This window comes from Klebsiella quasipneumoniae subsp. quasipneumoniae, assembly GCF_020525925.1.
GTDB lineage: Bacteria > Pseudomonadota > Gammaproteobacteria > Enterobacterales > Enterobacteriaceae > Klebsiella > Klebsiella quasipneumoniae.
Genome location: NZ_CP084876.1, coordinates 1,839,404 through 1,859,860, shown reverse-complemented (window position 1 = coordinate 1,859,860; position 20,457 = coordinate 1,839,404). Strand labels below are relative to the sequence as shown.

Annotated in this window: 20 protein-coding genes, 3 tRNA genes and 1 pseudogene; 8 read left to right on the top strand and 16 right to left on the bottom strand. The window is 55.0% G+C overall.

The genetic code is table 11. The features are described from left to right. Positions 1-90: 90 nt before the first annotated feature. From araH to LGM20_RS08995, 3 genes are read right to left on the bottom strand one after another with little or no spacing between them, the layout of a single operon-like run. On the bottom strand, positions 91-1,071 hold the full coding sequence (gene araH, locus LGM20_RS09005) for an L-arabinose ABC transporter permease AraH (RefSeq protein ID WP_023290266.1): 981 nt from the start codon (positions 1,069-1,071) through the stop codon (positions 91-93). A gap of 14 nt (positions 1,072-1,085) precedes the next feature. Next, positions 1,086-2,600: an L-arabinose ABC transporter ATP-binding protein AraG gene (gene araG, locus LGM20_RS09000; protein ID WP_044523997.1), complete on the bottom strand. Its 1,515-nt coding sequence runs from the start codon at positions 2,598-2,600 to the stop codon at positions 1,086-1,088. A 60-nt stretch (positions 2,601-2,660) separates the two neighbouring features. Continuing rightward, positions 2,661-3,641, bottom strand: a complete 981-nt coding sequence (locus LGM20_RS08995; protein ID WP_004203441.1) for an arabinose ABC transporter substrate-binding protein — start codon at positions 3,639-3,641, stop codon at positions 2,661-2,663. Between the two features lie 892 nt (positions 3,642-4,533). Here LGM20_RS08995 and LGM20_RS08990 point away from each other — a divergent pair. After that, the gene (locus LGM20_RS08990) at positions 4,534-5,043 is read left to right on the top strand and encodes a non-heme ferritin-like protein (RefSeq protein WP_044523998.1); all 510 of its coding nucleotides are present in this window, start codon (positions 4,534-4,536) and stop codon (positions 5,041-5,043) included. A 104-nt stretch (positions 5,044-5,147) separates the two neighbouring features. Here LGM20_RS08990 and LGM20_RS08985 read toward each other — a convergent pair whose 3' ends face one another. Further along, a complete protein-coding gene (locus LGM20_RS08985) occupies positions 5,148-5,282 on the bottom strand; it encodes a hypothetical protein (protein WP_032428923.1) in 135 nt (44 codons plus the stop codon). 65 nt (positions 5,283-5,347) lie between these two features. Between LGM20_RS08985 and LGM20_RS08980 the strand changes: the two genes are divergently transcribed. Then, complete coding sequence (locus tag LGM20_RS08980) at positions 5,348-6,859, top strand: MFS transporter (RefSeq protein ID WP_032453400.1); 1,512 nt, start codon at positions 5,348-5,350, stop codon at positions 6,857-6,859. Between the two features lie 37 nt (positions 6,860-6,896). Here LGM20_RS08980 and LGM20_RS08975 read toward each other — a convergent pair whose 3' ends face one another. After that, on the bottom strand, positions 6,897-7,148 hold the full coding sequence (locus LGM20_RS08975) for a DUF2766 family protein (RefSeq protein WP_004203448.1): 252 nt from the start codon (positions 7,146-7,148) through the stop codon (positions 6,897-6,899). 147 nt (positions 7,149-7,295) lie between these two features. On the opposite strand from LGM20_RS08975, the gene LGM20_RS08970 reads away from it, so the two are divergent. Then, complete coding sequence (locus LGM20_RS08970; protein WP_032453401.1) at positions 7,296-8,717, top strand: MFS transporter; 1,422 nt, start codon at positions 7,296-7,298, stop codon at positions 8,715-8,717. Positions 8,718-8,754: 37 nt separating this feature from the next. Here the strand turns inward: LGM20_RS08970 and LGM20_RS08965 are convergent, their stop codons facing one another. After that, entirely contained in the window at positions 8,755-9,393 is a 639-nt protein-coding gene (locus LGM20_RS08965) for an RpiB/LacA/LacB family sugar-phosphate isomerase (protein WP_023290273.1), read from the bottom strand. A gap of 242 nt (positions 9,394-9,635) precedes the next feature. Here LGM20_RS08965 and LGM20_RS08960 point away from each other — a divergent pair. Beyond that, positions 9,636-9,746, top strand: a pseudogene (locus LGM20_RS08960) (hypothetical protein); the annotation flags it as partial. A 57-nt stretch (positions 9,747-9,803) separates the two neighbouring features. Further along, positions 9,804-10,301, top strand: a complete 498-nt coding sequence (ftnA, locus tag LGM20_RS08955) for a non-heme ferritin (protein ID WP_004203451.1) — start codon at positions 9,804-9,806, stop codon at positions 10,299-10,301. A gap of 36 nt (positions 10,302-10,337) precedes the next feature. On the opposite strand, the gene LGM20_RS08950 is transcribed toward ftnA, so the two are convergent. After that, complete coding sequence (locus LGM20_RS08950) at positions 10,338-10,577, bottom strand: YecH family metal-binding protein (RefSeq protein ID WP_044524001.1); 240 nt, start codon at positions 10,575-10,577, stop codon at positions 10,338-10,340. Positions 10,578-10,769: 192 nt separating this feature from the next. Here LGM20_RS08950 and tyrP point away from each other — a divergent pair, with 192 nt between their 5' ends. Continuing rightward, the gene (gene tyrP / locus LGM20_RS08945) at positions 10,770-11,981 is read left to right on the top strand and encodes a tyrosine transporter TyrP (RefSeq protein ID WP_032428925.1); all 1,212 of its coding nucleotides are present in this window, start codon (positions 10,770-10,772) and stop codon (positions 11,979-11,981) included. A gap of 25 nt (positions 11,982-12,006) precedes the next feature. On the opposite strand, the gene LGM20_RS08940 is transcribed toward tyrP, so the two are convergent. Both LGM20_RS08940 and LGM20_RS08935 read right to left on the bottom strand, forming a co-directional pair. Next, complete coding sequence (locus tag LGM20_RS08940) at positions 12,007-12,675, bottom strand: YecA/YgfB family protein (protein WP_004203454.1); 669 nt, start codon at positions 12,673-12,675, stop codon at positions 12,007-12,009. Positions 12,676-12,773: 98 nt separating this feature from the next. Beyond that, positions 12,774-13,655: a dihydrodipicolinate synthase family protein gene (locus tag LGM20_RS08935; protein WP_044524002.1), complete on the bottom strand. Its 882-nt coding sequence runs from the start codon at positions 13,653-13,655 to the stop codon at positions 12,774-12,776. Between the two features lie 326 nt (positions 13,656-13,981). Between LGM20_RS08935 and LGM20_RS08930 the strand changes: the two genes are divergently transcribed. Further along, entirely contained in the window at positions 13,982-14,620 is a 639-nt protein-coding gene (locus LGM20_RS08930) for a DUF1796 family putative cysteine peptidase (RefSeq protein ID WP_224222699.1), read from the top strand. A 637-nt stretch (positions 14,621-15,257) separates the two neighbouring features. Here the strand turns inward: LGM20_RS08930 and LGM20_RS08925 are convergent. From LGM20_RS08925 to uvrY, 6 genes are all read right to left on the bottom strand, one after another. Beyond that, a tRNA-Leu gene (locus LGM20_RS08925) sits at positions 15,258-15,344 on the bottom strand. 13 nt (positions 15,345-15,357) lie between these two features. Then, positions 15,358-15,431 (bottom strand) — tRNA-Cys (locus tag LGM20_RS08920). A gap of 40 nt (positions 15,432-15,471) precedes the next feature. Beyond that, positions 15,472-15,547: transfer RNA gene (locus tag LGM20_RS08915), tRNA-Gly, on the bottom strand. 150 nt (positions 15,548-15,697) lie between these two features. Beyond that, entirely contained in the window at positions 15,698-16,246 is a 549-nt protein-coding gene (gene pgsA / locus LGM20_RS08910) for a CDP-diacylglycerol--glycerol-3-phosphate 3-phosphatidyltransferase (RefSeq protein ID WP_004141115.1), read from the bottom strand. Positions 16,247-16,303: 57 nt separating this feature from the next. Further along, positions 16,304-18,136, bottom strand: coding sequence for an excinuclease ABC subunit UvrC (uvrC, locus tag LGM20_RS08905; RefSeq protein WP_023290278.1), 1,833 nt, complete (start codon positions 18,134-18,136; stop codon positions 16,304-16,306). Further along, positions 18,133-18,789, bottom strand: coding sequence for a UvrY/SirA/GacA family response regulator transcription factor (uvrY, locus tag LGM20_RS08900; RefSeq protein WP_002911539.1), 657 nt, complete (start codon positions 18,787-18,789; stop codon positions 18,133-18,135). Before uvrY ends, uvrC begins: the two co-directional genes overlap by 4 nt. Positions 18,790-19,250: 461 nt before the next feature. Between uvrY and LGM20_RS08895 the strand changes: the two genes are divergently transcribed. Further along, complete coding sequence (locus LGM20_RS08895; protein ID WP_023290279.1) at positions 19,251-19,475, top strand: DUF2594 family protein; 225 nt, start codon at positions 19,251-19,253, stop codon at positions 19,473-19,475. Between the two features lie 67 nt (positions 19,476-19,542). Here the strand turns inward: LGM20_RS08895 and sdiA are convergent, their stop codons facing one another. Continuing rightward, positions 19,543-20,265 carry a transcriptional regulator SdiA gene (sdiA, locus tag LGM20_RS08890; protein ID WP_044524003.1) on the bottom strand — a complete coding sequence of 241 codons (723 nt, stop codon included), beginning with the start codon at positions 20,263-20,265 and terminating at the stop codon, positions 19,543-19,545. Positions 20,266-20,457 lie beyond the last annotated feature (192 nt).

Sequence of the window (20,457 nt, the reverse complement as noted above, 5' to 3'; positions counted from 1 at the left end):
TGTGACCAACCTCGCCATTTTTGATAGTTACCGCCAGCGAAACGGGCGCTGGCGGTAATTACTCTGTAGACTTAAAAGTTATGCCTGAAATCAGGCCGCACGTTTGGCTTTTTGTTTGTAGCGGTCAAAAATTACCGCCGCCAGCAGGATGACCCCGCGCACGACGTATTGTGAGAACGGCGAGATGTTCAGCAGGTTCATCGCGTTCTCCACGGTCCCGAGGATCAGGATCCCGGCCACCACGTAGGAGATCTTGCCGATCCCGCCCTTCAGCGATACCCCGCCCAGCACACAGGCCGAAATAACAATCAGCTCATAGCCAATCGAGGTCATCGGCTGGCCGCTGGTCATCCGCGACGCCAGGATAATTCCCGCCGCGGCCGATACCAGACCGGAGAGCACAAAGATAATAATCTTGGTGCGCACCACAGGAACACCGGCCAGACGCGCCGCCTCTTCATTGCCGCCTATAGCCAGCGTATTACGGCCAAAGGTGGTTTTGTTTAGTAATAATCCGAAAACCACCAGGCAGGCGACCGTCAGCCAGATCGGCGCCGGCAGACCAAACCAGTTGGCGTAACCGAGGGTGAAGAAGCGTTCATCTTCGATCCCCACCGCTTTACCGTCGGAGATAATGTAGGCCAGGCCGCGGACAATCTGCATAGTGGCCAGCGTGGTGATCAGGGCGTTGATCTTCAGCCGGGCAATGACAAAGCCGTTGACCAGGCCACTGATCGCCCCCAGCAGCAGACCGGCGGCAATCCCCAGCCACAGGCTTTCGCTCAGGTTAATCACCACCGCGGTAGTGACCCCGGCACAGGCGATAACCGACGCCACCGACAGGTCGAAATCGCCGGAGGCCAGGCAGAAGAGCATACCGCAGGCCACCATCCCGGACATCGAGATCGCCAGCCCCAGCCCCTTCATATTGACGAATGAGGCAAAGTTAGGCACAAAAATTACGCAGCCGATAAACAGCACCGCAAACACCACCAGCATGCCAAACTGATCCCAGATACGGGCAAAGCTAAAGGCAGAGCGGGTAGCGCCGGACGTAGTCACTGATGACATCATTTACTCCTTACTCAGGCGACAGCCTGACTCACTTTTGGCATCGCAAGGCTTAACGCCTGCTGTTCATTGGCTTCTTCATGCAGCAGTTCGCCGGCGACTTGCCCTTCACGCATCACCACGATGCGGTCGGCGACGCCCAGCACTTCCGGCAGGTCGCTGGAGGCAAATACCACGGCGACACCGGAGGCGGCGAGGCCATATATCACGTTGTAAATTTCATGTTTGGCGCCGACATCGATACCGCGGGTGGGCTCATCGAGCAGGATCACCTTCATCTCTTCCGACAGCCAGCGGCCCAGGATCGCTTTCTGCTGGTTGCCGCCAGACAGGTTCATGATCAGCTGTTCCGGGCCCGGCGTTTTAATGTTCAGCGACTGGATATGCTGATCGGCGTTGTCCGCCTCCCAGGCGTTGTTGATCAGGCACCCGGCGTGGATATGCTTGCGCCGGGCGCTGATATTGATGTTGTCGCGCACGGAGTGAACCGGAATAATCCCCTCCGCTTTCCGATCTTCCGGGCACAGCATCATCCCGGCCTGGATGGCCTGGGCCGGTTTGCGTATGTCGACGGGCTGGCCATCGATATACACCTGACCGCTGGTGATCCGCGTCCCGCCGAACAGACCTTTCATCAGTTCGCTGCGCCCGGCGCCCACCAGCCCAAACAGGCCGACGATTTCGCCACTGCGCACCGAGAGGCTGACCGGCGTGCGCACGCCCGGGGCCTTCACCTCCTCCAGACGCAGCCGCTCTTCGCCGTAGGGGCGAGGTTTCCAGCCGTAAATATCCCCCAGATTGCGTCCCACCATCGCCTGAACCAGCGCGTCGTGGCTGACGCTCGGCATATCATCAAAGGTGCAGACGTAGCGGCCATCTTTAAAGACGGTGATGGCATCGCTGAGGGCAAAAATTTCTTCCATCCGGTGTGAAACATAGATGATGACTCGCCCCTCCTCCCGTAGCTCGCGGATAACGCGAAACAGGTTGTCGATCTCCCGGGCGGAGAGCGAACTGGTCGGTTCATCGAAGGCGATAATTTTGGCGTTACGCGCCAGCGCTTTGGCAATCTCCACCATCTGCCACTGGCCAATGGAGAGATACTTCAGCGGCGTCTCCGGGTCGATATCCAGCCCCAGATGCTCAAGCTGCAGGCGGGCCTCGTAGTTGAGCAGCGAGCGGTTGACGATACCGCCTCTGTGCGGCAGCTGGCCAAGATAGATATTTTCGGCGACGGTCATCTCCGGGATCAGATGCAGTTCCTGATAGATAATCGCCACGCCGGCGTTGAGCGCCGCCATCGTATTGGTGAACGCCATCTGCTGACCGCCGATCTGCAGGTGGCCCGCGGTGGGGATGTAGTTACCGCTGAGGATTTTCAGCAGCGTCGATTTGCCTGCGCCATTTTCGCCCATCAGCGCGTGGATCTGTCCTGGGTAGCAGTCAAAACTGATATCGGACAAGGCCTTTACGCCAGGGAACGTCATGGTGATGCCGCGAAATGAGAGATAAGGGGTAGACTGTTGCATAACGACTCCGCTCTTCTGCACTCAGCCCCCGCCGCGGCGGGGGCCAGTTCAACCGGGCTGTTACAGCCCTTTTTTCGCCAGCTCTTCTTTGAAGTTATCGCGGGTAATCAGCACCACATCGGTCACCGCAGTGAACTTCGGCGGCTCAACGCCCTTGGTGACCCAGTTGTAGAGCATTTCGCTGGTTTTATAGCCATGAATATCCGGGCTTGGCAGCAGGGAGCCATAGAAGCCGGTCGGCTGCGCCTTCGACAGTTCGTTGACGGCATCCACGCCGTTGATGCCAATGCCAATCACATCCGGCGCTTTAAAGCCCTGGCCTTCAGTGGCACGCACGCCGCCGAGCACGGTGTTGTCGTTCATCCCAACGATCAGCCAGTGTTTAACCTGCGGGTGCTGGACCAGCATTGAGTTACCGGCGTCAAACGCCCCCGGGATATCGTTAGATTTTGTCGGAACGCGGTAGATTTGCGCTTCCGGGAAACCGGCCGCCTTCAGGGCATCGATGGAGCCAGTGGTACGACGGCGGGCGGTGTCCAGCTCATCGGCGGTGATGGCCATCACCGCGGTGTCTTTGACATCCCAGCCGCGTTTCTGCATCTCTTTATACAGCTCCTGCCCCTGGCGGGCGCCGATTTCGCTGGCCGCCATCATCACCAGCGGCACGCTCTCCATCGGTTTACCTTTGGCGTTGACGAACTGGTCATCGACGGTAATCACCTTCATGTCATAGCCGCGCGCCTTAGCGACAATCGCCGAGCCGAGCTTAGGATCGGGGGTACAGATGACAAAGCCCTTCGCGCCGCTGGCCGCCAGGCTATCGATGGCGTTCAGGGTTTTCTCACCATCCGGCACCGCAATTTTAATGACGTCAAAGCCTAAATCTTTTCCTGCTTTATCAGCAAATTTCCACTCGGTCTGGAACCATGGCTCTTCCGGCTGTTTCACCAGAAAACCCAATTTCAGGTTTTCCGCCATAGCTGATTGTGACATAACCGCTGCAAGACCAATGGCCGCCAGCGCTTTAGTAAATTTGTGCATGGTAAACTCCAGCTTTAATTCGCTTTCATGTAGGGAAAAATCGGAATTAACTTTTTTATCAGCATCAAAACAAGGCATTAGAAAAATCACATTCCCTACTGCCGTTGTTAGAGTAGTAATACCCGGAAATTATTTCTCCATACGAGAGCATTATCACATCGCGGAATTACAGTAATTGCGTACATAGATTTAGCAAAAAAAGCCATAAAAAAAGACATAATTGTCATACAATTTAACCGGAGAATAGCAGGATCATCTATACCACCAGCAGGGTTATCCCTGTGATGTCAGAGGGTGTTTAACAGAGGGTTACGGCACTGTTATATCCAGCGGCTAACGGGGTCGCAGCGGCGGTCAACTGCCTGCCGGCGCTGAAGATCAGCAGACGCGCGTCGCCAGTCCGGCATCGGCCGTTTTATATCGCGATAAAACGGATCTTTTGCGTAATTTATTCCGAATTGAAAAAAGATATTCCCGCTGCATAAAAAAGCCTGCAACAAAAAATAAAAATAATTATCATCACCATGAAACATTGCTCTCTGAAATAACTTATAGCTTTGCGTTATACGACGAATCTCGTAGTCAAATACCTATAACTTATACCTGGCACACCGCGCTAGCGCCCCGGTCTACGCCGCCAACCTCCAGCCAGTCGTCATTCAGGAATAATCGTGTAACAAAACGTAAATTATCCATATTGAGAGTTTTCTTAATTCCATTCAGCGAGTATTCTAAAATTGTCGGCAAGAGGAAAAATTACCCGACTCATACGGAATGTGTAGAGTTTTATTATTCTGCAACAGTGCAGCGCGTCACTCTTTTATCCTGTTGTTTACCGCAGGAACCGCTGACGCGCACCAGTAACCCCTTCCCGGTTAATAAGGATATTTTTATGGCAGTTCCAGGAATGGCACAAAAGCTAAACACCCAGATGAACCTTGAGTTCCACGCCTCTAACGTTTACCTGAACTTAAGCGAGTGGTGCGCCCGGCATCGCTTCGACGGCGCCGCGACACTTTTGCGCAACCGCGCGCAGTGCAGCATCACCCTCACCATGCGCGTATTTGACTATCTGAAAAAAGCCGGCAGCTGGCCGATAGTGAATCCCGACCGCGCCTGTAATCCCGAATGTACCTCGCTGGAAGATCTCTTTACCCAAACCCTGGTCGATTACCGCCAGCGTAGCAGTATGCTGAGCGGTCTCGCCGAAGAAGCCAAAGCGCAGAGCGATGACAACACCTGGCGTTTTCTGACCCGGCTGGCGGAAGAGCAGCAGCAGGATGGGCTGCTGCTGCAAAGCGTGCTCGAGGAAATTCGCAATGCCGACAAAGCCGGGATCGGTATGGAACAGACCGATCGCCGTCTGATGGCCCTCGTCGGAGCGTCACAGAAACCCCATTAATCAGAGGTGTCGGGCCTTTCTCGGCCGATCAGGGGGGAGCGCGTTCGCGCTGCCCCGCCCTGTTTATTAATCCGTTATCGCTATACTCCCCTGCCATTTATTCCTCAAAAGAATAAAAAAGTTTTAACTCGATCCCATTCCCTCGTCACCGTTACCCCTTTGGGGGGATTAGTGAGCGCGGTCACTTTTTGTTGAGCCACAAAGAAATATAAAAACAGTGTTTCAAAAATATAAAACACGAGGTTTATTTTTTATGGCTCGATACACGGCTTCAGCCTCTGAAGGGCTGCAGGGAAGACCGATCTTGTTACGCCATCAGTTAGCCTACGGCGGCGGTAATCTGTTAGGGAGTGGCGCACTGGCGATAAGCGGGGCATGGCTACTCTATTTTTATACGACCTTTTGCGGCCTGACGCTGATCGAGGCCTCATTTATCTTCTCCGTCGCCAGCATCATCGACGCCATCAGCAACCCGCTGATGGGCTATCTGACGGATAACTTTGGCAAAACGCGGTTAGGCAAGCGCTTTGGCCGTCGGCGCTTCTTTTTGCTGATCGGCATTCCGCTGATGCTGTTCTACCCGCTGCTGTGGGTAGAGGGCCTGAGTTTCTGGTACTACCTGTGCACCTACGTGGTGTTTGAGATCATCTACACCTCCATCATGGTGCCCTATGAAACGCTGGCGACAGAGATGACCGATGATTTCTCGCTACGCTCAAAGCTCACCGGCTATAAAGCCATCTTCGGCAAGCTGGCCAACTTCCTCGCCGCATTTATTCCCGGACAGTTCATTCTGCTGTACGGCAAAGATTCCGCCACCCCTTTCTTCCTCACCGGCCTGACCTACGGCGCGATCCTGATCGTCGCGATTACCTGTCTGTGGCTGTGCAGCTGGGAGCGCGAGCGTGCGGAAGCCGTGGATACCAGCGCGAAAAAGGGGCTGCTGAGCACCCTGCTGTCGCTGGCGAAAGACATGCGTTCCACCTTTTATCTGCGCGTGTTCCGCAAACATCTCGGTATGTACCTGTGCGGGTTTGGCGCGGAATGGCTGTTTGCCTCCATCTTCACCTATTTCGTGATATTCGTTCTGCAGCACGATCCGGCAATGGTGGCCGGGCTGAACAGCCTGAACTCGATTCTGCAGCTGATCTCCACCGCGCTGTTTATCGGCCTGTGTGTGAAAAAGGGCTTCAGCAAACCCTATATCCTCGCGCTGGGGATCGTGATTTTCGCAGTCCTGCTGTATACCTCGCTGTGGTTCTTCCATCTGCCGTCAGGCCTGGCGACCGTGCTGATGTTCGGTATTACCGTGCTGTTCGGCCTGGGGACCGGCGGGGTTTACTATATTCCCTGGACCGTTTACACCTTCCTCGCCGATGTCGACGAGATCTACACCGGACGCCGCCGGGAAGGCATCTATGCCGGCGCCATGACCTTTTCAGGGAAAATTCTGCGCTCGATTGTGGTGTTTTCGATGGGGGCCATCCTGAGCTTTTACGGTTTCCAGTCAAAAGCGCACAGCCAACCGGAAAGCGCCGTGACCGCCATCGCGGTGGTATTCTGCGTCGGTGTCGTCGCCTTAGCCCTGGCCGCCATCGTCTTCAGTAAGCAGATGAAACTGGACCGTAAAGCCCATCTGGTGGTCCTGCAGGAAGTCGCGCGGATTAAAGCGGGCGGTAAAATCAGTGATATTGCGCCGGAGGTGCGGGCAATCGTTGAGGATCTGGTTGGCCATCGCTACGAAGAGTGCTGGGGCAACAGCAAATTGTTTAAAACCGCTGAGGCTGCGCCAACGCAGACCGTGGTTTCCCATTAAAGGAAAAGGCCCCGTCGGTCACCCGCGGGGCCGGTTATTAATGCGTTTCTTCCTGCGGGGTAAACTTCAGCTCAATCAGGGCAATCGCTTTTTGCACCGCGCGAAGCGTCACCGGATCGGCAGAGGCCGGGTGGCTGGCGAAGTCGATGGCTTTCAGCTGGCTGGTCATTTTTTCACGCACTTCCACCGGCGCGATGACGTCAATCACGTCGAGGATCTGCTTGATAACCAGCTGGCAGGCAACCACATCGGAAACCAGCTCGTCGTGTTCGGTAAGATGTTGAGACATTAATTACTCCTTTTTTCAGGAGCGTAATAGTACCCTAAATCGTTAACGATAATAAAACCTGCCGTGGCAGGTTTTTTTCGCCACCCGAGTGGCTGGCGGCACCTTTGCTGCCGCTTTGCCGAGGATCCCCTTGATGGCAGCGACAACATGAATACCGCGATCTCTTCCGGGAACGAACGTGCTTTTTCAGCCCCGGCGCTGCTGGTGGCTGGCGCCTTTTTTATGGAGTTTCTCGACGGGACGGTGATCGCTACCGCCCTGCCCGACATGGCGAGAGATTTTGGCGTTACCGCCGTCGAGCTGAATATCGGCATCAGCGCCTATCTGATTACCCTCGCGGTGCTGATCCCCGCCAGCGGCTGGATCGCCGATCGCTTTGGCGCCCGGGCTATCTTCACCCTCGCCCTGGCCATTTTTACCCTTGCCTCGATCTTTTGCGGCCTCTCCAGCGAGATGCATATCTTTGTCGCCATGCGTATCCTGCAGGGGATCGGCGGCGCGCTGATGGTCCCCGTCGGTCGTCTGGCGGTACTGCGCACCACGCCGAAACACCTGCTGATAAAGGCCATCGCCACCCTCACCTGGCCGGCGCTGGTGGCCCCTATTATCGGCCCGCCTTTGGGAGGCTTTATTACCCGCTACGCCAGCTGGCACTGGATCTTCTTTATCAATGTCCCGCTGGGCGTCGCGGCGATTATCCTGTCGTTGCGCATCATTCCTGATATCCGCGAAGCAGAGCGGCGCGCCTTTGATATGACAGGGTTTATCACGACCGCGGTGGCGATGGTCAGCCTGGTCACGGCGATGGAACGGCTCGGCGATCGTCAGCCGCAGATCTGGCCGACGCTGGCCCTCGCCGCGCTTGGCTTCGGCTGTCTGGCGTATGCTATCCGCCACTTCCGTCGGGCGACAGCGCCTATGGTTCGTCTGACGGCGTTGCAGGTGCCGACGTTCCGCGTGACGATGTACGGCGGCTCGCTGTTCCGGGCCTCCATCAGCGCGGTCCCCTTTCTCCTGCCGCTGCTGTTTCAGGTGGGGTTCGGCATGGATCCCTTTCACTCTGGTCTGTTGGTACTGGCGGTATTTGTCGGCAATTTAACGATTAAACCCGCCACCACGCCGCTGATCCGCTGGCTGGGCTTTCGTCGCCTGCTGTTGATCAACGGCGCGCTGAACGTCTGTTCGCTGCTGGCCTGCGCGCTGCTCACGCCGCAAACCCCGGTCTGGGCGATCATGCTGATCCTTTATCTCGGCGGGGTGTTTCGCTCAGTCCAGTTCACGGGCGTGAGCACGCTGGCCTTTGCCGATGTCCCCGCCGCGCAGATGAGCGATGCCAATACCCTGTTCAGTACCGCGTCGCAGCTGGCGGTGGGGCTGGGGATCACCCTTGGGGCAATCGGCATTCGCCTGGGTGAACAGGTCGGCGACTGGCTGCACCTTTCCGCCGTACCGGGGATCAGCTTTCGCCTGGCGTTTGTGTTTATCGCGGTGATTTGTCTGGTGGGGATGATCGACAGCCTGCATCTGGCCAAAACGGCAGGCAGCAGCGTGTCGGCGAAGAAATCGTAGAGGTTGGAAGGGCCAGCGGCGCTGGCCCTGATAACGATTACCCGACGATCTGGCGGACAAACGCTTCGATCGCTTTATCCTGGCAGTTTTCGAAGAAGCACTGCTGGAAGCGAGGGCCAGAGACCGCGGTTTTCACCAGTTCCGGATCGATGGCGCGCAGGGTATCGAGATAATTTTCTTTGACTACCGCCGCTTTGACCTGGTTGAGGATCCCGGCATTACGCACCTGCGGTTCTTTGCGCTCCGGCGGATAGCCTTCGCCGTTACGACCGGTAAAGGCTTTTTCAAAGATAAACCGCACGTTCAGCTCGGCGCCCCAGCCGAAACCTTTGGCAAACGGCAGCGACAGCGCGTTACCGTTGTTGATCTGGGCAAACAGGAACGCATCCGCCGGGTCGATACAGTAGCCGCAGACCACGCCAGGATGGATGTTCAGCGACATCAGCGCTCCCTGGCCGGTACCGCATCCGGTGACCACGAAGTCGACCGCCTTCGAATTCAGCAGGATGCTGGCCATGATCCCGAGGTGAATATAGGTCAGATGATGATCGTTCTCATCGCTCATACCGACGTTATAGACCGGAAATCCTTTTTCGTCGGCAACCGCGTTAAGCTCCTTGAGGATGATGGCGTTTTTGTTCGCCTGGCTGTTCTCCATCATCAGTGCAATCTTCATGGTTTACTCTCCTGAATGCTGTGCGGGCCTGCCCGCAGAATGTCATTGGCGTTGACTGCACTCTACTACCTGGAAAACAAACTTTCAAATTTTATGAAAAGTTGTTTTAAAAATTACGCAGCGCTTCACACTTTCGCCGCCTCTGCCGCTCAGGTTAGGGTGTCGCCCCCTCATCAGGACGACTCCGCCTGGCGCTCCCCGCCTCGCAATCCGCAAAGGCAGTCATTTCGCCTCCGCAAAAAACTAATAATAAATTAAAACCATTCTCATTTATTATTAAACTGCCAATGCGTGTTATTCCCATTAGCATTTTAAATAAAATCTTTTTAAATTTACTTTTTGCAAATAATTAAATAACAAATTATAGTGGCAGCCGATAACATCTATATTTTAATTCCAGGAGCGCGACGATGCTGAAAACGGAAATGATCGACAAACTGAATGAACAGATGAATCTTGAACTCTATTCTTCTCTTCTTTATCAGCAGATGAGCGCCTGGTGCAGTTATCATAGTTTTGAAGGGGCTGCGGCCTTCCTGCGTCGCCATGCCCAGGAAGAGATGACCCATATGCAGCGCCTGTTCGACTACCTGACCGACACCGGCAGCCTGCCGCGCATCAACGCTATCGCCTCCCCGTTTGCCGAGTATGCGTCACTGGATGAACTGTTCCGCCAGACCTATGAGCACGAGCAGCTGATCACGCAAAAAATTAATGAACTGGCGCACGCGGCTATGACCAGTCAGGATTACCCGACCTTTAATTTCCTGCAGTGGTATGTCGCCGAACAGCATGAAGAAGAGAAATTATTTAAATCGGTAATTGATAAACTGACCCTCGCCGGGAAAAGCGGTGAAGGTCTGTACTTTATCGACAAAGAGCTGGCCACCCTCGATACGCAGAATTAATTGCCCGCGCCGCGACGCTTTTCCGTCGCGGCATTTTCAATGCTGACAAATCTTGTTTTCTGCGGTGGTAAATCCTGCCTCTCTGGCAATAAATTTGCCTTTCTGCTCTAAAAACGCCACCAGCTCCGCAGCGCTCAGATTTTCCGCCGAACAGGTGTGAAAGAGCGCCTCTGCGCCAAAGCGACGGTGAATGGCCGCCTCCAGCGAAGCCACCGTCCAGCACTCCTTCGACGCCAGCATCATCTGCAGCACTTCATGACCATGAATAGAAGACATAACCCCTCCGGAAAAAAACGCCAGCTTAGGCCAGACCGACGGCCCGCGCCTTGCGCCAGCGCAGGCTTTCATCCTTTGGACCTTGTAAAGTTTTAATTACAGAGCTTGTAACCCTGATTTGACGAAAGACGCAATATCCCCTACTCTGCGCGGCATAAATTATTGTGATTTGCTGTAGGGATAGCGAAAAGCGTGAAGAACCGCACTCTGGGCAGTATTTTAATCGTAGCCGGCACCACAATCGGTGCAGGTATGTTGGCGATGCCATTGGCCGCCGCAGGCGTCGGCTTTACCGTCACGCTGGGTTTACTTTTCACCCTGTGGGCATTGATGTGCTATACCGCCCTTTTGCTGCTGGAAGTCTACCAGCATGTCCCTGCCGATATGGGGCTCGGTTCCCTGGCGGCGCGCTATCTGGGCCGTTATGGACAATGGATCACCGGGTTCTGCATGCTGTTTCTGCTGTACGCCCTCACGGCGGCCTACATCAGTGGCGCCGGCGAATTACTCGCTTCCAGCCTCAACCAGTGGCTGGACTGGCAGCTGCCGCCGGCTGCCGGCGTACTGATCTTCACCCTGCTCGGCGGGGCGGTGGTGTGCATTGGCACCGCGCTGGTCGACCTGTTCAATCGCTTCCTGTTTAGCGCCAAAATCGTCTTCCTGGTGATTATGCTGGCTCTGCTGATGCCGCACATTCATCAGGTGAACCTGCTCACGCTGCCGGTTGAGCAAGGCCTGGCACTGTCGGCCATTCCGGTGATCTTTACCTCTTTTGGCTTTCACGGCAGCGTGCCGAGCGTCGTCAGCTATCTGGGGGGCGATATCCGTAAGCTGCGCCGGGTGTTTATTATCGGCAGTTTTATTCCGCTGGTGGCTTATATTTTCTGGCAGCTGGCGACGCTAGGCAGTATCGACGCTCCGGCCTTTACCGCCCTGCTGGCGCAACATGCCGGTCTGAACGGTCTGCTGGAGGCGATCCGCGAAGTGGTAGCGTCGCCGCACGTGGAGCTGGCCGTACACCTGTTCGCCGACCTTGCGCTGGCGACCTCCTTCCTCGGCGTCTCGCTCGGGCTGTTTGATTATCTGGCCGATATGTTTCAGCGCAAAAACAGCGTCAGCGGGCGTCTGCAGAGCGGGATGATCACCTTTCTGCCGCCGCTGGCGTTCGCCCTGTTCTATCCCCGCGGCTTCGTCATGGCCCTGGGCTACGCCGGGGTGGCGTTGGCCGTGCTGGCCCTGATGTTACCGGCCATGCTGGTCATGAAGAGCCGCCGACTGCATCCGCAGGCCGCCTGGCGGGTGGCCGGCGGCGCCCCGGCGCTGTGGCTGGTCCTGCTGTGCGGGATCGGCATCGTAGCGATCCAGTTCTGCATCGTCGCCGGGCTGTTACCGGCGGTGGGATAAAAAAAGGGGCCAGCTGGCCCCTTTTTCATTTCGCTAAGCAACACTGCTTATACTTTTTACCGCTGCCGCACGGACAGGGATCGTTACGTCCGACTTTCGTCTCATTTCTTACCGGCTGCGGGACCACCTCCGGCTGTGGATTCGCCATCCAGTACTGGTAAAGTGCCAGCGCCGCCGGGGTGATGCGCTCGATGCTGGCGATAAATTCATCCGCCGTCAGATTATCCAGCGCGGAAAACTGTTCTTCGCTACCGTGGAGCGCAATCGCCTCCAGCTCAGGCTGAAGTTCAGCAGGCAGCGTCGACCAGTCGCTCAGCGCCACGCCGCGCAGATAGCCAAAACACCACTCTTCAACGATGGTCAGCTCCTGACCTTCCGCTTCACGGGTGCCGAACAGCGGTTCGAACTGATCGGGATAAGACTCCAGCCGTTCGGCGATATCGCTCATATGCTGCAGCGTCAGATTGACAAAGCGATCGCGCTCGCGGTCGTTGGCCCAGCGTGGCACATTATCGGCACCACCCCAGATAGCCAGCAGCCACTGGGCGGGTTCGATAGCGGTGGGCGCCGAGAGGATCGCCGTCAACAGGCCATCCAGTTCAGAGACATCCAGAATAGCGCCTTCGGTGGCGTATTTCGCCAGCGTCTCGTCCAGCCATTCCAGTTCGTTTTCGTTTAAAGGTCCGGTATTCATTCACAGGCTCGCATGGTAAAAATCGGGCCTACAGTAGCCGAAATGCCGGCAGAAAGCCACCCGGCAGCGCCCATTGCGCCTGCGTCGACCCGACACAATCAGGCCAGCCCGTGCAGCGCCGCCGCCACGTCGCGACAGGCCTCCTCCCCTAACGGCAGCAAGGGGCGGGGAAGCGAGTCAGGATCACACAATCCCAGAATGGCCGCAGCGGCGGCGACCACCCGCAGGCTGCCGCCGTAGCGGTCAAAGCACCGCCAGAGGGGCGCAAGTTGCTTATTCAGCGCCGCCACCTGTGCCGCATCGCCGTGACGGATGGCTTTCACCAGCGCCAGAGAGATACGAGGAAAGAGGCCGCCGCAGACCGAGTACCAGACCTCGCAGCCGGCCTGCAAGCCCGCTGTCGCCCGAACGTCACCGCTAACGCCAAGCGTCACGCCGCCAGGCAGATGACGACGCAGAGCCGCCACCCGTTCGCTCGCCTGCGGCGCGGGCAGACCGGGAATTTTTATCGAGGCGATGGCCGGTAAGGCAGCAATCTGCCCCTGCAGCTCATCCGATAACGTCACGTGGGTGGTACGGGGGTTGTCATACAGGCAAACCGGCACCGAGGCATGCCGGCAGACCTCCTCGTAAAAAGCGTAGATCTCCTCCGCAAAGAGCGGCTGATAGGACATCATCGGCAGGAGCAATGCATCCGCCCCGGCCTGCTGGGCATCCTCCACCAGCCGGAGCACCTCGCTGGTGGCGATGGCGCCGACGCCGATCATTATCGGGGTCGACCCGGCATGCGCCTTCGCCACCTGCACCACCCGCTTGCGCTGTTCACGACTGAGATAGGCGTAGCTGCCGGTTGAGCCTAAGATGCCCAGGGAGTCGACGCCGGCATCGGTAAGACGAGCAAGAAGACGAATAAACGCTTTTTCATCGATAGTTTGCTGATGCAGCGGCGTCAGCGGAAATGCGCAAAGCCCTGTGAACATGATGCCTCCGGCAGGCTGGATGAAGTGTCCGGACGATAGTAGCAGGGAGAGATCGTTTTGTCCTGGGACAAATGAGCGATTGCCGGTGACAATGGATTGTTTCCCACTACGTGGTGATCCCGTTCGCGAGATTGCCGCCGTCAGCCCAGTCATCGATAGCCACCAGATTCTGCCGAGGATATTCAACGACGCCGTGCCCTGCAGTCGCTATTTTTTGCTGGATTGCCAATCTTAAATCAACTTGCCATAATCCCGCGCAATTTATATGGCTATATATTTAAGCAGCAATTAAATAAAGCAACACTATGGCTTCAAGCGGATAAAAAATGGCAGATGACATCCAGAAAAAATATCTCAAAATATTGTTAATAAAGTCTACGTATAAAACATTACTGGGTCGCCCCGCAGATCCTGACGGTCTTAAAAATTATTACCATGCAATTTCTGACAAGTCGCTTGCAGAATCAGCACAACTTCTTAACGCATCGCTGATGAACAGTGACGAGTTCAAGCGATTAACACCATCCAGAATGGCATTCGAGAATGTATGTATCCCGCCACATCCTGTATCAGGGATTGAAACTCAAGGACAATGGGCTGTGAAGCACATTGTGTCATTAGGAAGCCATTGTTTAACGTCGTGGACACTGAAAAAATTTAATCTGAAAAAAACCTCTCTGCCTTTTGACTGGATTTTTTCCTGCCCGGCGATGATCATCGATTGCCTGAGGGACGATTTTCAGACTTTTTTAGACAAAAACGAATATAGCTCATTAAATCGCCAGTCCAAAGAACCCTGCGCCCACCACAATAAATATAAACAAAAATATAACCTGAATGATATCTTCACCCATCGCGATCCCACCACCCCAGCCGATTATGCGTATTACCTCCGGGCAGTAAAGAGACTCAGGAACATATTAAAAAGCGCGGATGGCAAGCTTTTTGTCATTTGCTGCAGATAAGAGATCGACCTTGCAAAGGCGCCCCGGCATTAGTCGCTGAACTTGCTCATCACACGACGAACTTTTATCTGTTAGCTTTTTCACTGCGGAACCCCTCTCACCTTCAGCTGGAGAGCATCGCGTCCGGGGAGAATTATTCGCTATATCGTTTTACCCCTGAGTCTGAAGAAAGATTTACCGGCAAATTCCCCTCGCTTACGGATGAGATGGTATTTATATCGAAAGTACTTTCTTTCAACCTCGAACTATAGAGACGGTTTCAACGCCGGTTCGCTGTGTACCCGCTTGCCTCCCCCTGCTGGCCTGGGGGAGCGAGATCGTTCCGATCATATAATCCCCCACCCGCTAAGCCTATTATCCGCCGCGACCCGGACCGGCTTCACTACGGTAAGCCTCTACGCCAGAGGTCTGTGCCGATCACAGACCATGACTTCAGGCCTCTCCTTGCCCGGAGTCAGAACGGCATCCCGTATCATCAGGCGCAGGCTTAGCCAGTAACAATGTTTCGGGTGCAGGACAAGGTGGAGAAGAAAAACAGGATGACATGTCGTGATAAAGCGGGGTTTAAAAACAAAAAAACCACCCGTAGGTGGTTTCACGACACTGCTTATTGCTTTGATTATTCTATATTTCCCAATGGTACCCGGAGTGGGACTTGAACCCACACAGCGCGAACGCCGAGGGATTTTAAATCCCTTGTGTCTACCGATTCCACCATCCGGGCTCGGGATATAAAGTGGAGGCGCGTTCCGGAGTCGAACCGGACTAGACGGATTTGCAATCCGCTACATAACCGCTTTGCTAACGCGCCTTTAATTCTGAAGCACCCGCTACTGCCGATGCTGTTAATCTGGAGCGGGAAACGAGACTCGAACTCGCGACCCCGACCTTGGCAAGGTCGTGCTCTACCAACTGAGCTATTCCCGCATCATCAAGTTATTTGCTAATCACTTGATTTTGTTATCGTCTGGAAGACTGTGCCGCCGTTCGATGCGTTGCATTCTACTTATCTCTCGCGGTGAGTCAACGGTATTTTTCGCAACTTTGCATCGTTTGCTGAAAATAACGGCGAAACGATCACTGATCAAGCAAATCGCCGCGCGCCGCGTTCAAATATTGCAGCATCGACCACAGCGTCAGCACCGCCGCCACGAGGAAAAGCGCGATCCCGGCCCATTCCACCCACGGATAAGGACGCCACAGCATCCACACCAGGGCAGTCATCTGTGCGGTGGTTTTCACTTTGCCAATCCACGAGACCGCCACGCTGCTGCGTTTACCCAGCTCCGCCATCCACTCGCGCAGCGCGGAGATAATAATTTCCCGGGCAATCATCGTCGCCGCCGGCAGCGTAACCCACCAGGTGTGATAGTGCTCAGCGACCAGCACCATGGCGATAGCCACCATGACTTTATCGGCCACCGGATCGAGGAAGGCGCCGAACCGGGTACTCTGGTTCCAGCGACGGGCGAGGAAACCATCAAACCAGTCGGTCACGGCGGCAACAAAGAAAATCAGCGCGCAGGCAAACGGCGCCCAGCTAAAGGGCAGATAAAACGCCAGCACAAAGAACGGGATCAGGATGACGCGGAACAGAGTAAGCAACGTAGGGATATTAAATTGCATAGTGACGGGTAACTATCTGTTGTAAGTAAAAATTAGCCCTATGTTGCTACAGAGCCCCTAATGTTTCAACGAGTAGAAGATCTTTTCTGCCAGAGCGTGAGAGATGCCCGGTACTTTGGCAATTTCTTCGACGCTGGCCTGCTGCAGCCCCTGCAGCCCCCCCATGTACTTCAGCAGCATCTGGCGACGCTTCGGCCCCACCCCCTCGATAGTCTCAAGCGAGCTGGTGCTCTTCACTTTCGCCCGTTTTTTGCGATGTCCGGAGATCGCATGATCGTGCGATTCATCGCGGATATGCTGGATCACGTGCAGGGCCGGCGAATCCGGCGGCAGGCTAAATCCCTCGCCTTCCGGTTCAAAGAATAACGTTTCCAGGCCGGCTTTACGATCGCTACCTTTCGCCACGCCCAGCAGCAGCGGATGATGTTTATCCCAGGGGACGTCCAGCTCGGCAAACACCGCTTTCGCCTGCGCCAGCTGCCCCTTGCCGCCGTCTATCAGGATCACATCCGGAATCTTGTTGTCATCAATCGCTTTACCATAGCGACGGCGCAGGACCTGATTCATCGCCGCATAGTCATCGCCCGGGGTGATGCCGGCGATATTGTAGCGCCGGTACTCCGCGCGCAGGGGGCCATTACTGTCAAATACCACGCAGGAGGCGACGGTCTGTTCGCCCATGGTGTGGCTGATATCAAAGCACTCCATCCGCTTCACGGCCGGCAGCTCCAGCACGGTGGCCAGCGCCTGCAGACGCTGATGAATGGTCGATTGCTGAGACAATTTCGTGGTTAACGCCGTGGCGGCATTGGTGCGCGCCAGCTTAAGGTAACGCGCCCGGTCGCCGCGCGGTTTAGTCTGCACATGAATTCGGCGCCCCGCCAGCTCCGACAACGACTCGGCCAGCAGCGTCTTATCCCCGAGGTTGAAGTCGAGCAAAATCTCTCCCGGCAGCGTGCGCATCTGGCTGCCCTGCAGGTAGAACTGGCCGACAAAGGTCTCCACGACCTCGCCCAGCTCGGTGCCGCCCGGCACTTTCGGGAAGTAGCTGCGGCTGCCCAGCACTTTACCCTGGCGGATAAACAGCACATGGACGCAGGCCATTCCAGCATCGAAGGCAACCCCGATCACGTCAAGATCATCGCCGGTGTTAGAGACAAACTGTTTCTCCGTCACGCGGCGGACGGCCTGAATCTGGTCGCGAATGCGCGCCGCCTCTTCAAACTCGAGGTTCTGACTCGCCTTCTCCATCCTCGCGATGAGCTGAGTCAGCACCTGATCATCTTTGCCGGCGAGAAACAGCCGCACATACTCCACCTGCTGAGCATACTCGTCTTCACTGACCAGCCCCGCCACGCACGGCCCCAGGCAGCGGCCAATCTGATACTGTAGACAGGGACGGGAGCGATTGCGGTAAACGCTGTTTTCACACTGACGGATGGGAAAGATTTTCTGCAGCAGCGCCAGGGTCTCGCGCACGGCATAGCCGTTGGGAAAAGGACCAAAATACTCGCCCTTCGCATGTTTGGCGCCACGATGCATCGCCAGACGCGGATGGGTATCGCCGCTGAGGAAGATAAAAGGATACGACTTATCGTCGCGCAACAGCACGTTGTACCGCGGCTGGTACAGCTTGATATAGTTGTGTTCAAGCAGCAGCGCTTCCGTCTCGGTATGGGTGACGGTCACGTCGATTTGCGCGATCAGCGCCACCAGCGCTTCCGTTTTACGCGACGCGAGGTTGCTGCGGAAGTAGCTGCTGAGCCGCTTTTTCAAATCTTTGGCTTTGCCAACATAGATGACGGTTCCGCCAGCATCATACATCCGATACACACCGGGCTGGCTGGTTACCGTTTTCAGGAAAGCTTTTGCGTCAAAAACATCACTCACTGGCTTGCTAACGACTCCGCATTACACAGGCCATGGCGAATTGCCAGGTGGGTCAGCTCGACATCGCCATGAATGTTCAATTTGCTGAACATCCGATAGCGATAGCTGTTAACCGTTTTAGGACTCAGATTCAGCTGCTCTGAGATCTCATTCACCTTCTGACCTTTGGTGATCATCAGCATAATCTGCAATTCGCGTTCAGACAAACTGGCAAACGGCGATTCTGTTTTTTCCGGTTCAATCTGACTTAACGCCATTTGCTGAGCAATATCGGAGGCAATGTAACGTTGCCCGGACGCGACGCAGCGAATCGCATTCACCACTTCCTGTGGCGCAGCGCCCTTACTGAGATACCCTGCCGCCCCTGCCTGCATGACCTTGGCAGGTAAAGGATTCTCGGTATGCACGGTCAACATGATCACTTTCGTGCCCGCTACCGAGCGCGCGATTTTGCGCGTCGCTTCCAGACCACCGATCCCGGGCATGTTCATGTCCATCAGGACGACATCAGCGGAATTAGCCCGGCACCACTTGACGGCGTCTTCGCCGCAGCAGGCTTCGCCAGCGACTTTAATCCCTTTTATATCTTCCAGAATGCGTCGTATCCCTGCGCGCACCAGTTCGTGGTCATCAACAAGAAGAACGTTGATCAAAGGAATAATCTCCAGAATGAGGGATAACGCTACTGATACTTTATCTCCCACATATTACCGGGTTTTATTGCTAATTTAAAAGGCAAAAAAATGCCGTCTCCTCGATTTGGCTCTCATTTATGGCAATGTCTGTGCACACTGAGTGGAAAGTCATTGCGAACAATCAGTTGCCCGAGGCTTATTTTTTAACAATCCTCATACAGAAGGCACAAAAAACACAACAGATTACGTAGCGCATAAATACGAGGCAAAATATGTAACAATTATTAACGTGCTAAATAATTGGGGGAAATTATTGCGCTGCTGACAGCTATTACGTCTTATCTGATGCATAAAATCATTCACAACTCAGATGAGAGAACAGAAATTAAGCACTCCTTTTTTTTCTGTCGCTTGTGGTATACTGCGCGGCCTTCACATTCAGACAGGCGCAATAGCGCAGCGAGCAAACGAGGATATCGATGAGCACACCAGATTTTTCCACTGCAGAAAATAATCAAGAACTGGCGCAGGAAGTCTCCTGCCTGAAAGCGCTGATGACGCTAATGCTGCAGGCGATGGGTCAGGCAGACGCGGGTCGCGTGATTATTAAAATGGAAAAGCAGATCGCGCAGATGGAAGATGAGGCTCAGGCCGCCGTATTCTCCAGCACCGTTAAGCAAATTAAACAAGCATACCGGCAGTAATCTTGTACCGGCTGAAAGTATGACTGACAGCCGGTATCACGTCTGGCACGCAGAACGGCAGGCGCATTCAGATTAGCCCTGTCGCCACGGCGTAACAGGCAATTTGCGTTTTATTCGGCGCGTTAAATTTCCGTTGCATATTCTTCTGATGGAAATTAACCGTATTTTCCGAAATCGAGAGAATCATCGCCACCTCCGCCGAGGTCTTTCCTTCCGCGGTCCATTTGAGGATCTCCAGTTCGCGCCGGCTGAACTTCATCTCCGGCGGCATCACCATCTCATCTTCCAGACGCAAGAGCGTCAACAGGCTCAACTCCGTCAGCGTTCGCAGGCGCAGCTCCAGTTCATCATCAGGATAAGCGTTCGGCAAACGGTTGTTCGCGGAGACGGAGAGAAAACCCTGAGCATGATTCGGCAACGTCAGACACTGTGTCACCCCTTTTTGCAAACCATGGTCGCGCGCCCCGTCCCATAATGCCTGCGCATCGCGAAACAGCCCATCTTCCCATGGCAGATGGCCACGCATAAAATTCTCCGGGCGTAACACGGGATCTATCGTGAAATAATTCTCTGCCTGGTAATGAGACATCCATGCGCGGGGATAGGTCGACTGAAACGTGACGCGGGGGCGAGTGAAAGGCACCGGGTGACGCACACAAAGCGTGTAGTAATCATATTCCAGCGTTTCTGTTTCTCGTTGCAGGAGATTATAAACCTCCTCACCGGCGGCCATGGACTGAAATTGATGCAGCATATCCCGCCGCCAGCTGAAAAAATCATTGTCCCTCATAGCTGTGCAAATAACTCCTGATTGATAATCATTATTATAAATACAGAAAACTAACACATAAATCTTATTTATATGTATAAAATATCGTAGCTGTCGCATTTATTAGCCTGAAGGCTTGCCTTTTTTCCGCTCGCTGCGCTGAAACTAAGGCCCTCCCTTCATTTTCTACACCCTACACGGGGGGATGGGAAG

What these genes read in the sequence shown, in the direction of transcription:
- sdiA (WP_044524003.1), bottom strand. Translation starts at nt 20,265, where the DNA reads ATGAGGGACAATGATTTTTTCAGCTGGCGGCGGGATATGCTGCATCAA.
- LGM20_RS08895 (WP_023290279.1), top strand. Translation starts at nt 19,251, where the DNA reads ATGAGCACACCAGATTTTTCCACTGCAGAAAATAATCAAGAACTGGCG.
- LGM20_RS08965 (WP_023290273.1), bottom strand. Translation starts at nt 9,393, where the DNA reads ATGAAGATTGCACTGATGATGGAGAACAGCCAGGCGAACAAAAACGCC.
- LGM20_RS08940 (WP_004203454.1), bottom strand. Translation starts at nt 12,675, where the DNA reads ATGAATACCGGACCTTTAAACGAAAACGAACTGGAATGGCTGGACGAG.
- LGM20_RS08970 (WP_032453401.1), top strand. Translation starts at nt 7,296, where the DNA reads ATGAATACCGCGATCTCTTCCGGGAACGAACGTGCTTTTTCAGCCCCG.
- LGM20_RS08975 (WP_004203448.1), bottom strand. Translation starts at nt 7,148, where the DNA reads ATGTCTCAACATCTTACCGAACACGACGAGCTGGTTTCCGATGTGGTT.
- pgsA (WP_004141115.1), bottom strand. Translation starts at nt 16,246, where the DNA reads ATGCAATTTAATATCCCTACGTTGCTTACTCTGTTCCGCGTCATCCTG.
- LGM20_RS08995 (WP_004203441.1), bottom strand. Translation starts at nt 3,641, where the DNA reads ATGCACAAATTTACTAAAGCGCTGGCGGCCATTGGTCTTGCAGCGGTT.
- araH (WP_023290266.1), bottom strand. Translation starts at nt 1,071, where the DNA reads ATGTCATCAGTGACTACGTCCGGCGCTACCCGCTCTGCCTTTAGCTTT.
- LGM20_RS08950 (WP_044524001.1), bottom strand. Translation starts at nt 10,577, where the DNA reads ATGTCTTCTATTCATGGTCATGAAGTGCTGCAGATGATGCTGGCGTCG.
- araG (WP_044523997.1), bottom strand. Translation starts at nt 2,600, where the DNA reads ATGCAACAGTCTACCCCTTATCTCTCATTTCGCGGCATCACCATGACG.
- LGM20_RS08990 (WP_044523998.1), top strand. Translation starts at nt 4,534, where the DNA reads ATGGCAGTTCCAGGAATGGCACAAAAGCTAAACACCCAGATGAACCTT.
- LGM20_RS08930 (WP_224222699.1), top strand. Translation starts at nt 13,982, where the DNA reads ATGGCAGATGACATCCAGAAAAAATATCTCAAAATATTGTTAATAAAG.
- LGM20_RS08935 (WP_044524002.1), bottom strand. Translation starts at nt 13,655, where the DNA reads ATGTTCACAGGGCTTTGCGCATTTCCGCTGACGCCGCTGCATCAGCAA.
- ftnA (WP_004203451.1), top strand. Translation starts at nt 9,804, where the DNA reads ATGCTGAAAACGGAAATGATCGACAAACTGAATGAACAGATGAATCTT.